Below are 11,530 nucleotides of genomic sequence, written 5' to 3' on the forward strand. Positions count from 1 at the left end.
AATTTTGCACGTTATGTTTGGGTCAACAAGGGAAGAGAAAAATATAAAAAGGTGACAATTCCGACTTCATTGGGAAAATGTGATTTCGATCCGGCGAAAAGCAATTTTATCGTGAATAATCAAATGCAAAGGTCGGTTTAATTAATGCAAAAAGCGGGAATTTGAATATATATGCTCGAATTGTCCATGTCTCTGCCGATTAAAGTGCAAAACGGCGGATTATTTATTTCACGCGGTATCGGTAGCCATCCTGCGCGGCAATTGCAATCCTGGGAAATAATCTTTGTCGAAAAAGGGACATTAACGATTCGCGAAGGCCATACTGTTTTTTGCGTGAATGCCGGAGAAAGTTTGCTGCTGTGGCCGCATCGCTTACATATTGGCGTCGGGCAATTTCCGCCCGATTTAAAATTTTACTGGCTGCACTTTGAGTTAACGACAGGAAACGATGCTTCATCAACAGAACCGTTACTTGCGATTCCTCAGCATACCAGGGTGAGCGAGCCGCAATATATTATTTCGCTGTTTCGCCAGTTTTTACGCGAGCAGGAAAACATTCATCGCAGCATGGCGCTGGAACTGATCCTGTTGCTGATTTTGCAGCAAATATCCGCGGCCGCCGGTGAGCAACCTGTTGATAGCCCTGGGAATGCGCTGGCATGGAAAGCGCAGCAAATAATCCACACTCAGTTCCACCTGCCGATTGGCGCTTCAACGCTGGCGAGAGAACTGCATTGCAATGCCGACTATCTGGGACGTGTTTTCCGCGGCGCTTTTCGGCTGACACTCACCGAAGCGTTGCATCGTCAACGGGTGAGGGCGGCAGAAAAACTGTTAATCAGCGATTCGCTGTCGCTCACTGAAGTGGCGAGGAGATGTGGATTTAACGACGTGGGCTATTTTCGCAAAATCTTCCGCAAGCATACCAGCCTGACCCCAGCGGCCTGGAAACGGCGCTATTGTAAGGAACATATCAATAGCGCCTGACCCGTTACTGCCCGTAATAGGCATTCGCGCCGTGTTTACGCAGATAGTGTTTATCCAGTAATTCAGGCTGCATATCCGGTAACTGTGGGGCCAACTGGCGTGAGAACAGCCCCATATAGGCGCACTCCTCTAGGACTACGGCGTTATGCACAGCATCCGCGGCGTTTTTACCCCAGGCGAACGGGCCGTGTGAATGCACCAGTACCGCCGGAACCTGCATCGGGTTCAGGTCCCGTTGCTCAAACGTTTTAATGATCACTTCGCCGGTCTGGTATTCATATTCACCGTTGATCTCTTCTACGGTCATCAGTCGGGTACATGGGATCGTGCCGTAAAAGTAGTCGGCATGCGTGGTGCCCCATGCCGGGAGATCAAGACCCGCCTGCGACCAGATTGTCGCGTGGCGTGAGTGCGTGTGCACAATGCCGCCGATCTCAGGGTAACGGCGATACAGCGCCAGATGGGTTGGCGTGTCGGAGGAGGGTTTTTTACTGCCTTCAACCACGTTGCCGCTGGCGATATCCACGATCACCATATCATCGGCGGTCATCACGTCATATTCCACGCCGGATGGCTTGATCACCATCAGCTTGCGTGTTTCATCTACTGCGCTGACATTACCCCAGGTAAAGGTGACTAAACCATGTGCCGGCAGCGCCAGATTCGCCGCCAGTACCTCGGCTTTCAGTTGTTCTAACATGGGAAACCTCCTTCCTGCATACGGTCTTCTATCCAGCGTCGGGCCTGGATAATTTCCAGCACCGGTTCTTTTGCTTTTTCCGTCCACATTTCAATCAGAAACGATCCGCGATAGTTCAATTGATGCAGCGTTTTGAAGATGCCCACAAAGTCCACGCATCCTTCGCCAAAGGGGACATCGCGAAACTGGCCCGGATGAGTTTCGGTTACCGGCAGCGTGTCCTTCAGATGGATAGCGGCGATACGGTCGATGCCCAACGTCAATTCAGCCGTAACGTCATTACCCCATGCGCTGAGGTTGCCCACGTCCGGGTAGACGGTGAACCATGGCGATGAGAGCATGTCATCCCACTTTTTCCACTTGCTGATCGAGTTCATAAATGCGGTATCCATGATTTCTACCGCCAGCATCACCTGCGCGGCGGCGGCTTGCTCAACTGCCCATGCCAGCCCCTCGGCAAAGCGCTGCTGTGTACCTTCGTCATGTTCTTCGTAATAGACGTCGTAACCGGCCAGTTGAATTGTGCGAATACCTAAATCCCGAGCCAGGCGGATGGCTTTGGTCATGATGTCGCGTGCCCGGGCGCGGACGGCTTCATCGCGACTGCCAAAGGGAAAACGGCGGTGGGCCGACAGACACATAGAAGGAATGGCCACGCCGGTTTCCAGCATCGCGCTCACCAGCGATGCGCGCTGGGCAGGAGTCCAGTCAAGGCGCGACAGACGTTCATCGGTTTCATCTACCGACATTTCAACGAAATCAAAACCGCAGCTTTTCGCCAGCACTAACCGCTCCGGCCAGGTGAGGTCTTTGGCCAGCGCTTTTTCATAGATACCTAACGGATGATTACGCATACTGTGCCCCCCAGATGGCGTCGATTTGCGCATGGAATTCGGCGGCAACCTGCGCCGGGTTTTGTGCTCCCGCCAGCGCGCGTCCGGCGATAAAGGCTTTGACGTTGATGTCGCGAAACAGCGGCAGGTCGGCGGGCGTAATTCCACCGGTAATCGACAGCTCCAGACCGATATCAGAAAGCGCCTGCATCCGCGCCAGATCCGCTTCCCCCCACAGTTGACCGCTGGCCTGCGCATCGCGTCCACGATGGTAAATCGCCTGGCGAACGCCGACGCGATACCAGTCGCGGGCATCATCCAGGGTCCAGTTGCCGAACAGTTCCATCTGAATTTCGCCGCCGCAGGACTGCGCGACGCCATGGCCTTTTTCCACCGTAGCGAGCGGCGCGGCGCAGATGATGGTCATCCAGTTGGCGCCTGCGTCAAACGCCTGCTGTGCGAGGGTTTCGCCCGCATCTGCCACCTTCCAGTCGGCGACGATGATTTTATTCGGGCACTGTGCTCGCAGCGCTTTCACGGCGGAAAGGCCTTCGGTTAAACAGAGAATCGTGCCTGCCTCAACGATATCGACACTTTCCTGTAGCAGCGCGACATCGCGTTGGGCCGCTTGCAGATTCGTGTGGTCAAGCGCCAGTTGCAGTAATGGTCGACTCATTATTCGTGCTCCTTAATACGGGCGTGATAGCCCTGCAGTGCGGTAATTAAATTCTGGTATTGGCGGTATTTGCGCTGATAGTTCGCATGCGCCGCGGCGTCCGGCAACAGGGTGCGTACCGGGTGCTGTAAGCTGCGCTGGGCATCGCTGAAATTGTGATAAACACCAGTGCCTACGCGGGCGGCGAGCGCTGCGCCAAAGCATCCGGTCTCTTCAACCTGCGGCAGTTCGATACGTAAACCGCTGACGTCTGCCAGCATTTGCATCCAAATGTCGGAGTGTGCCGGACCTCCGGTAACGCGCAGGGTATGCGCCTTGGTAAAGCGCTCACGCATACGGTTGAGGTGGGTCATATGGCTGAAAACCACGCCTTCGTAGATGGCCTGTAACAAGTGGGCACGGGTGTGTATAGCCTGCATGCCATAAAAACCGCTGGTCATCTCCAGCCCGGCGTTACTGCCATACAAAAAAGGCAGGAATAAAAGATCGCTACTGGCTTTTGGCAAGCTGGCAACGGCCTGGTTGATCTCATCGAAAGAGAGTTCGCCCCACTGGGCGGTAAACCACTCCAGATTGCCGGAAGAGGTCGGGCTGGCTTCGTGAACGATGTACTGCCCGTCATTGACATAGCGGCCATAGACGTAAGGATGCGCTTCGTGGTTGCGCAGGCCGTGAGCGATCCCGCTGGTGACGGCCCAGGTTCCCATTACCGCGTTGAGGGTGTGTTCATCTTCGATCCCGGCGCAGAGTGCGGTGGAAACCACATCAAACAGACCGCCGACGACGGGAGTACCCGCCGCCAGACCGGTTATGGCGGCTGTTTGAGCGGTGATTTCCCCGCATATTTCTGCTGAACCGACAATGGGCGGTAGCGCATTGTCGACTTCACTGATGCCTAGCCACTGGGTCAGACGCGGGTCGTACTGACCTGTCGTCATGTTGTAGAGGTTGGACTCGGAGATGTTGCTCTCTTCGCAGCCTTTCACGCCGGTTAAGCACCAGCGCAGGTAGTCATGGCCCATCATGACGCAGCCGATTTGCGCGTAGCGTTGCGGTTCATTTTCTTTCACCCAGCGCAGGAGGGATGCGGGATGTCCGGTCCATAATGTCTGGCGGGTGATCGGGTAGAGCTGCTCGGGGATCCCATCCTGCTGCCAGCGCTGAACGATGTCCATCGCACGTCGATCGGAAGAAAGAATGGCATTGCCCAGCGGCTTATCCTGTTTATCGAGAAGGAACAGTCCCTTGCCCTGAGCGGAAATACCGATGCCTTTGATTTGTTCACCGAATACGCCAGTGCGCTTCAACAGCCCGGCAATTGTGGCAACACACTGTTGCCACAATTGGTGCATATCGCGTTCGGCGTAACCCGGTAATGGCGATACGGTCTGCAACGATTGCCGGTTAATTCCATGCTCATGACCTTTGGCATCATACAAACCGGCTTTCAGATAGGTACCGCCACAATCGATCCCCAGCCAAAAGGTCTCTCTATCACTCATCTTTGTTATCTCATTTTTGCCGGATGGCGCTGCGCGTATCCGGCCTTGGGTATTTATTGATTTTGTAGGCCCGGTAAGCGCAGCGCCCCCGGGCATGGTTTTACGCCGTGCGTTTATGTGGGTTCAGTGTTTTGAGCGGCGCGGAACCCGCGTCACATTTCGCTGGCAGCAGCAGCGCCATCAGCGCGGCCAGAGCCAGTGAGACAGCCAGGCAGTAAACGCCTGCATCTTTGCTGTACAGGGTGATAAGTACGCCGACCGCGTAAGGGCCGCAGAAACCGCCGAGGTTACCCAACGCATTGATGACCCCACGTGCGCCACCGGCCATTTCCGCGCTGAACAAACGCGCCGGAATAGTCCAGAACACGCCTGCAGCCGATTGCAGGAAGAATCCGCAGCCAACCAGCGCGGCATAAGCCAGCCAGACGTTATTTTTCAGGGCTACAGAGAGGAACATGCACAGGGCAAAGCCAATCAGCGGCAGGCAGACGAACAGCTTGCGTTTGCCGGTCCGGTCAGAGAGGGAAGAGAACAGGAACATCCCGGCAATCGCGCCGACGTACGGCAGAATAGCGAGCATGCCAACTTGCCCCATGCTGCTGTGGGTCAACTCTTTGAGGATGGTCGGCAGCCACAGGGTGTAACCGTAAATCCCGGTCTGATAGAAGAAGTTCAGCGCGATAAGTTGCCACATGGTTTTGTCGGACAGCACCGCGCCCAGAGAGGCATTTTTGACCTCTGTTCCGGCAATCGCTTTTTGCTCGGCGGCCAGGGTTTCTACCAGGTAATTTTTCTCCGCCTCAGAGATCCAGCGCGCTTCCTGCGGACGGTCGTAAACGGTATAGGCCCACAGCACCAGAACGACGACGGAGAGTAAACCTTCAATGATGAACAGCCAGCGCCAGTCGAGTACGGTGATTATCCAGCCTGAGAGCGGGGCGGTAATGATCCCGGCAATAGGCACGAACATAATCACAATCGCATTGGCGCGACCGCGTTCGGCGTCGGGGAACCAGTTACTGATCATCGTCAGCACCACCGGCAGCATGCCGCCTTCGGCCACGCCGAGTAAGAAACGCAAAACCAGCAGTTGATACTGATTAGTGATCAATCCCGTCAGAACGGAAATAACCGCCCAGGCAACCAGCGACCAGCCGATAAATTTCTTGCCGCTGCCGTGTACGGCAATTTTTCCGCCGGGAACCTGTAAAAACAGATAACCGATGAAGAAAATTCCCCCGGCCAGACCGGCCATGGTGGCGGAAATACCTAATTCTTCATCCATACCGCCGGGCATCGCAAATGCGATATTAACGCGGTCCATATAAGAGATAATACAAGCGATCAGAATTGGGGGAATAATCCGCAGCCAGCGCTGACGGGGTATATCTTTGAGTGTAGGGCGAGAGGTCATGTTCATATTAATATTCTCGTAGGGTCGTATTTTTATAGTTTTGCTTTGTTTAATGCAGCGATGCCGTCGCGTAATATCGCTACGCGATGGTTCACATCTGCATTGGCATTTATTTCCAGCAATTTAATACCGGCAAACTGCAATGGATCGCTTCCTGCGCAGGCGAATAATTCGCGGGCATGGTCCGTGGTCATCAGGCTCTGCGGACAGAAAGGGGCAAATGGTGCGTGAAGGTCCTGCCACTCGCCGTATTCTCCTGTCAGCGTCGTGCCGGAGAACATCAGCGCGCCCAGTTTCCCGGCCCGTTTGGCCTGCTGCGTGTGGGCCAGCGGTAGGGCGAGGTCCTGCCCTTCAATCGCCGATCGCGCCCAGTTAATACACACGCTGATGTCGTAACCGGCGATCGCGTCCAGTACGTTTTCTAACGGCAAAAATCCTTTGCGTGGTGCGGGGCCAGTCATAGCATCGCAATGTTCCAGTACCAGATCGCAGGACCAGTCCCAACGGGTAATTTCCTGGAGCGAACGGGCAAACGCGTCGGTGGCCTGAGCGACATTTGGGTTGCTTGCCAGTGGAGCGGCATGAAGTTCAAGGGCGATTATTTTCCCGGCACTGGCCGCATTAATATGGTTGATTTTCTGGTGCAGATGGCGGTAATACGCCACACAGGCCTGACGCTGCTCTTCGTTGCTGGAGGCCAGCCCAAAACCGCTATTGTTACCACGACGACGCATGGTCTCCATAATCGCTGTGACCACGATTTGCCACTCGCCTGGCGTATGGCGCAATAACCACTCGTCACCTAACGGATGCAGATGCTCAAGGCAGGGCTGCTCCAGTCCGCGAATATCCGGGGTATCGGAGAGTTGACGCCAGAAGTCCTTCTCTTCCTCTTCACTCTTTTGGTGAAATGAGGGTGCACAAGGGTACGCACCGATAATATAACCGGTAGTGTTAGCTTTCATTTTTGTGCTCCTTTTATAAAACTGAAATAGCAACCTTCACGACTATTTTGCGGATCGGCGTGGCGACAGTTTTATGACATGCTGGACGATGAACATCCTGCGGGAAAAATATGGCGTAACTTCCCGGAATCATTTCAATAAAAGATTCATGTTCGCTGGCGTGATAAAAAATAATATCGCGCTGTTCTAATAACGATTCGCTGATTTGGTTATTTCCGGTATCAATGGCGATACCGATTTTTTCTTCACCCCAGGCTAAAAACTGAATATCCAGATAGCGGCGATGTACTTCAGGGCGATTTTCGGCAGCGTCACGCGTGGTTAAATCGATAATTTGCGCGAAGATATTTTTACCGTCTATCTCCACCACGCCCGGCTCCAGTTTGCGGAAATCCGTGGTGCGCAGGAAATCGAGCGCCCTTTCAATCGCTGCGGGCAAACGACACGGATTAGGCTGAGCAATATGTCCAAAGATCATGGTGTTGCTCCTTACAGCGACTGAATTTTTGCCCAGACGCTGTCATCAATGGTGATACCGTTACGGCGATTTTCTTCCAGTAGCTTTGTAAACTCGTGGCCTGGCAGACGAACAGGCGTGTTTTCATCCGCGCGTTCGGCGGTGGTGATGAAATCCATAATCCGCTGTAGTTTGGCATCGCGCGTGGCGCCATCGATCAGCTTATCCACTTCAATGGCGATGAAAATCTGCGAAACGCCATATTCGTCGCTGTTATCCTGAGTGACCTCCGCAACGGAAGAGCCGTCAGAAAGCAGGGTGGCAATCATATCCAGCACAATCGACAGACCTGAACCTTTCCAGTAACCCATTGGCAGAATGCGACGATTTTTTTCGATAATGCCAGGCTCTTTGGTGAGATTGCCTTCATCGTCAAAGCCACCGTCTACCGGCAGTTCGCGACCGGCCAGGCGATTCACTTCCAGCATGCCGTAGGAGAACATCGACATCGACATATCAACCATGGTGATTGGCGTGGAGGGGATGGCGACAATCAGCGGGTTAGTACCAATGCGGCACTCCTTCGAACCCCACGGCGGCATGACGGCAATTGAGTTGGTCCAGCAGATACCAATGTACCCTTTCTCCGCGGCCTGCCAGCCATAGCTGCCGCCACGCATCCAGTGGTTGGCGTTACGCAGCGCCACCAGACCAATACCGTGATCGGAGGCCAGCTCAATGGCTCGGTCCATCATCTTTTTCGCCGTCAGGTTGCCGATCGAACGCTGGGCATCCCATTGCTCAATCGCCCCCAGGCTGGTGATGCGCTGTGGTTTGGCTTCAGGAATGATGTCGCCGTTATCCAGTTGCTGAATGAAGCGGGGAAAACGGTTGACGCCATGCGAATAGACGCCGGATTCGGTGGTGCGCGCGAACATTTCTGCACAGGCATCGGCGGTTTCAACGGCGATACCGCGTGCCAGCAGTACCCGATTGAACGCATCTTTTAACTGTTCAAAGGTGACTTTCATTCCTGTTTCCTTGTTTAAATTTGATCGCTTTTTTATCTCTAAATTTCACTATGCGAAATCTGATTTCAAATATAGCGATCAAAATTTAACAGATCAACGGGGTGGCCTGTTTTTTAAAATCTGCAAAATCAAATAGTTGTGTTTTTTTGGTTCAGATCGTGAACTGAAACACACTTTGCGCTACCATCAGAGCGCGACGAAAAGGGGAGCGGAAAAAATGGGCACAAAAGAGAGTGAAATGACGCAAGACAAAGAGAGGCCAGCCGGAAGTCAGAGCCTGTTCCGTGGTTTGATGTTGATTGAGATCCTGAGCAACTATCCGAATGGGTGCCCGCTGGCCCACCTGTCTGAACTGGCGGGGCTGAACAAAAGTACCGTGCATCGACTCCTGCAAGGATTGCAGTCCTGCGGCTATGTCACACCCGCACCCGCTGCGGGCAGCTATCGGCTGACCACTAAATTTATCGCCGTTGGGCAGAAGGCGCTGTCGTCACTGAATATCATCCATGTCGCCGCGCCGCACCTTGAAGCGCTGAATATTGCCACCGGCGAAACCATCAACTTCTCCAGCCGTGAAGATGACCACGCTATTTTGATCTATAAGCTCGAGCCGACAACGGGCATGCTGCGTACCCGCGCCTATATCGGCCAGCATATGCCGCTGTACTGCTCCGCGATGGGCAAAATCTATATGGCGTTTGGGCATGCGGATTACGTGGCGTCCTACTGGGAGAGCCATCAGGATCTGATTCAGCCTCTGACCCGCAATACCATTACCGGTTTACCGGCGATGTATGACGAACTGGCGCAAATCCGCGAAAGCAGTATGGCGATGGATCGAGAAGAGAACGAGCTGGGGGTTTCCTGTATTGCCGTGCCGGTGTTTGATATTCACGGTCGGGTGCCGTATTCGGTGTCGATTTCACTTTCTACCTCACGTCTGAAGCAGGTAGGGGAAAAGAATTTACTTAAGCCGCTGCGCGAAACCGCTCAGGCAATTTCCAATGAGCTGGGCTTTACCGTTCGCGATTAGGCGCATGCCTGGCGTCGTTCAGTCACCTGACAAAATTTAACCGTTTCCCCTGTCCGATCAAGGCAGCAGGGAGTCTCTCTCTGGCAATCTGTGGTTTTCACTCTGACGGAGGGGGCAATGAACGAGTTTATTATGGCGGATGCGGCAAAATGTATTGGGTGTCGTACCTGCGAAGTTGCCTGCGTTGTCGCACATCAGGAAAATCAGGATTGCGCATCGGTCTCCTCCGCGGCGTTTATCCCGCGGATTCGGGTGATTAAAGACGATGCCTTTACGACGGCAGTAGCCTGTCATCAGTGCGAAGATGCTCCCTGCGCTAATGTGTGTCCAACGCACGCTATTCGTCGTGAACATGGACATATCTTCGTTGAACAGGCGCAGTGTATTGGCTGTAAAAGCTGCATGATCGCATGTCCGTTTGGGGCGATGAATGTTGTCGCACGAACGGCACGGGCGCAGGCGATAAAATGTGATTTGTGCTGGCATCGCGAGGCGGGACCTGCATGTGTAGAAGCCTGCCCGACCAATGCCTTGCAGTGTATTGATGCTGTCAGTATGCAGCGACAGCGTCTGCGTTCACAGCCGCTGTGAAGCGATCCCGACCCACGCTCGGGTCGGGATTTGCGTTAGCCTTCCAGCCAGGCGCGCTCGATCTCTTCCGCCAGAATCTTCACGCCCGCTTCGATTTTCTCCGGCTCTGGAACGTAATTCATGCGCATGCACTGATGAGTATGCGGCCAGGGTTTATCCAGCCCCGGGAAGAAGTAGTCACCAGGAACCATCAGTACGCCGCGCGCTTTCAGGCGCTGATACAACAGTTCGGTGGTGATCGGTAAATCTTTGAACCATAACCACAGGAAAATCGCCCCTTCTGGTTTATGGATGAGACAGCGATCTTCAGGTAAATAGCGGCGAATGATCGCAATAGTCTGCTGAACGCGCTGGTAATAAAACGGTTTGATCACTGTCTCAGAAAGGCGCAGAAGATCGTTACGTTTAATCATTTCGCACATCATCGCCGGTCCCATTCCGCCGGGTGCAAGGCTGATAATGCCGTTCATATTGGTGATGGCGGTGATGATTTTTTCATTGGCGATAATGATGCCGCAGCGGGAGCCTGGCAGACCCAGCTTAGAAAGGCTCATGCATAGCACAATGTTTGGGTTCCACAGCGGCCGCGCTTCGCTAAAAATGATGCCAGGGAACGGTACGCCATACGCGTTATCGATCACCAACGGGATGCCGTGCTGGTTGGCCAGCCGATCCAGCTTCATCAGCTCTTCGTCGGTGATCACGTTGCCTGTCGGGTTAGTCGGGCGCGACACGCAGATCATCCCCGTTTCTTCACCGATGTGCAGATGTTCAAAATCAACGTGATACTTAAACTGCCCTTCTGGTAACAGTTCGATGTTTGGGCGTGCAGAGACAAAGAGTTCTTCTTCCAGCCCGGAATCGGCATAGCCAATATATTCCGGCGCTAATGGGAACAACACTTTTTGTGTTGTTCCGTCGGCGCGGCGTCCGGCGAAGAGATTGAATAAGTAGAAAAATGCGCTCTGACTGCCATTTGTCAGTGCAATATTTTGTGGCTCGATATCCCAACCCTGCTTCTCACGTAGCAGTTTCGCCAGCTCGGCCAGTAGCTCGGTTTTACCTTGTGGACCGTCATAATTGCAAAGCGCATCAGTGGCTTTGCCGTTTTCCAGCATATCTGCCAGCAGAGACTGAAAGTAATTTTTCATCTCTGGGATTTGCGCCGGATTACCGCCGCCGAGCATGATGGCGCCTGGTGTGCGTAAGCCATCGTTGAGGTCCTCCATCAGGCGTGTGATGCCTGAATGGCGGGTAAATTTGTCGCCAAAAAGTGAGAATGTCATAGCAGGTGGTCTGTCGAACTGAGTAGTAAAGTGGCTAACCATAGCGCTACCTATG

Annotated in this window: 12 protein-coding genes; 3 read left to right on the forward strand and 9 right to left on the reverse strand. The window is 53.7% G+C overall.

Translation table 11 applies throughout. The features are described 5' to 3' along the window. Positions 1-171: 171 nt before the first annotated feature. Positions 172-987 carry an AraC family transcriptional regulator gene (locus FDX04_RS01090; protein WP_137370346.1) on the forward strand — a complete coding sequence of 272 codons (816 nt, stop codon included), beginning with the start codon at positions 172-174 and terminating at the stop codon, positions 985-987. Between the two features lie 4 nt (positions 988-991). Here the strand turns inward: FDX04_RS01090 and araD are convergent, their stop codons facing one another. From araD to yiaK, 8 genes are all read right to left on the reverse strand, one after another. Continuing rightward, the gene (gene araD, locus FDX04_RS01095) at positions 992-1,687 is read right to left on the reverse strand and encodes an L-ribulose-5-phosphate 4-epimerase (protein WP_137370347.1); all 696 of its coding nucleotides are present in this window, start codon (positions 1,685-1,687) and stop codon (positions 992-994) included. After that, positions 1,681-2,541, reverse strand: a complete 861-nt coding sequence (locus tag FDX04_RS01100) for an L-ribulose-5-phosphate 3-epimerase (RefSeq protein WP_079225830.1) — start codon at positions 2,539-2,541, stop codon at positions 1,681-1,683. Before FDX04_RS01100 ends, araD begins: the two co-directional genes overlap by 7 nt. After that, positions 2,534-3,196 (reverse strand): 3-keto-L-gulonate-6-phosphate decarboxylase UlaD, encoded by a 663-nt coding sequence (ulaD, locus tag FDX04_RS01105; protein ID WP_137370348.1) that lies wholly within the window; start codon positions 3,194-3,196, stop codon positions 2,534-2,536. Before ulaD ends, FDX04_RS01100 begins: the two co-directional genes overlap by 8 nt. Further along, positions 3,196-4,698 carry an FGGY-family carbohydrate kinase gene (locus FDX04_RS01110; RefSeq protein ID WP_137361660.1) on the reverse strand — a complete coding sequence of 501 codons (1,503 nt, stop codon included), beginning with the start codon at positions 4,696-4,698 and terminating at the stop codon, positions 3,196-3,198. Before FDX04_RS01110 ends, ulaD begins: the two co-directional genes overlap by 1 nt. A 100-nt stretch (positions 4,699-4,798) precedes the next feature. Then, positions 4,799-6,118 carry an MFS transporter gene (locus tag FDX04_RS01115; RefSeq protein ID WP_137349117.1) on the reverse strand — a complete coding sequence of 440 codons (1,320 nt, stop codon included), beginning with the start codon at positions 6,116-6,118 and terminating at the stop codon, positions 4,799-4,801. A gap of 26 nt (positions 6,119-6,144) precedes the next feature. Beyond that, entirely contained in the window at positions 6,145-7,077 is a 933-nt protein-coding gene (locus tag FDX04_RS01120; RefSeq protein ID WP_042311658.1) for a DUF4862 family protein, read from the reverse strand. Positions 7,078-7,090: 13 nt separating this feature from the next. Next, complete coding sequence (locus tag FDX04_RS01125) at positions 7,091-7,555, reverse strand: YhcH/YjgK/YiaL family protein (protein ID WP_042311660.1); 465 nt, start codon at positions 7,553-7,555, stop codon at positions 7,091-7,093. Between the two features lie 11 nt (positions 7,556-7,566). Continuing rightward, positions 7,567-8,565, reverse strand: a complete 999-nt coding sequence (yiaK, locus tag FDX04_RS01130) for a 3-dehydro-L-gulonate 2-dehydrogenase (RefSeq protein ID WP_061380938.1) — start codon at positions 8,563-8,565, stop codon at positions 7,567-7,569. 217 nt (positions 8,566-8,782) lie between these two features. On the opposite strand from yiaK, the gene yiaJ reads away from it, so the two are divergent. Both yiaJ and FDX04_RS01140 read left to right on the forward strand, forming a co-directional pair. Beyond that, positions 8,783-9,598 (forward strand): IclR family transcriptional regulator YiaJ, encoded by an 816-nt coding sequence (gene yiaJ, locus FDX04_RS01135; protein ID WP_038642923.1) that lies wholly within the window; start codon positions 8,783-8,785, stop codon positions 9,596-9,598. A 117-nt stretch (positions 9,599-9,715) separates the two neighbouring features. Beyond that, positions 9,716-10,189, forward strand: a complete 474-nt coding sequence (locus tag FDX04_RS01140) for a 4Fe-4S dicluster domain-containing protein (RefSeq protein WP_137361659.1) — start codon at positions 9,716-9,718, stop codon at positions 10,187-10,189. 35 nt (positions 10,190-10,224) lie between these two features. On the opposite strand, the gene avtA is transcribed toward FDX04_RS01140, so the two are convergent. Next, positions 10,225-11,475: a valine--pyruvate transaminase gene (avtA, locus tag FDX04_RS01145; protein WP_042311667.1), complete on the reverse strand. Its 1,251-nt coding sequence runs from the start codon at positions 11,473-11,475 to the stop codon at positions 10,225-10,227. Between the last annotated feature and the right edge of the window lie 55 nt (positions 11,476-11,530).

The organism is Citrobacter sp. wls615 (assembly GCF_005281355.1).
GTDB lineage: Bacteria > Pseudomonadota > Gammaproteobacteria > Enterobacterales > Enterobacteriaceae > Citrobacter > Citrobacter werkmanii.

What these genes read in the sequence shown, in the direction of transcription:
- FDX04_RS01125 (WP_042311660.1), bottom strand. Translation starts at nt 7,555, where the DNA reads ATGATCTTTGGACATATTGCTCAGCCTAATCCGTGTCGTTTGCCCGCA.
- ulaD (WP_137370348.1), bottom strand. Translation starts at nt 3,196, where the DNA reads ATGAGTCGACCATTACTGCAACTGGCGCTTGACCACACGAATCTGCAA.
- yiaJ (WP_038642923.1), top strand. Translation starts at nt 8,783, where the DNA reads ATGGGCACAAAAGAGAGTGAAATGACGCAAGACAAAGAGAGGCCAGCC.
- FDX04_RS01100 (WP_079225830.1), bottom strand. Translation starts at nt 2,541, where the DNA reads ATGCGTAATCATCCGTTAGGTATCTATGAAAAAGCGCTGGCCAAAGAC.
- araD (WP_137370347.1), bottom strand. Translation starts at nt 1,687, where the DNA reads ATGTTAGAACAACTGAAAGCCGAGGTACTGGCGGCGAATCTGGCGCTG.
- FDX04_RS01115 (WP_137349117.1), bottom strand. Translation starts at nt 6,118, where the DNA reads ATGAACATGACCTCTCGCCCTACACTCAAAGATATACCCCGTCAGCGC.
- FDX04_RS01090 (WP_137370346.1), top strand. Translation starts at nt 172, where the DNA reads ATGCTCGAATTGTCCATGTCTCTGCCGATTAAAGTGCAAAACGGCGGA.
- FDX04_RS01120 (WP_042311658.1), bottom strand. Translation starts at nt 7,077, where the DNA reads ATGAAAGCTAACACTACCGGTTATATTATCGGTGCGTACCCTTGTGCA.
- avtA (WP_042311667.1), bottom strand. Translation starts at nt 11,475, where the DNA reads ATGACATTCTCACTTTTTGGCGACAAATTTACCCGCCATTCAGGCATC.
- yiaK (WP_061380938.1), bottom strand. Translation starts at nt 8,565, where the DNA reads ATGAAAGTCACCTTTGAACAGTTAAAAGATGCGTTCAATCGGGTACTG.
- FDX04_RS01110 (WP_137361660.1), bottom strand. Translation starts at nt 4,698, where the DNA reads ATGAGTGATAGAGAGACCTTTTGGCTGGGGATCGATTGTGGCGGTACC.
- FDX04_RS01140 (WP_137361659.1), top strand. Translation starts at nt 9,716, where the DNA reads ATGAACGAGTTTATTATGGCGGATGCGGCAAAATGTATTGGGTGTCGT.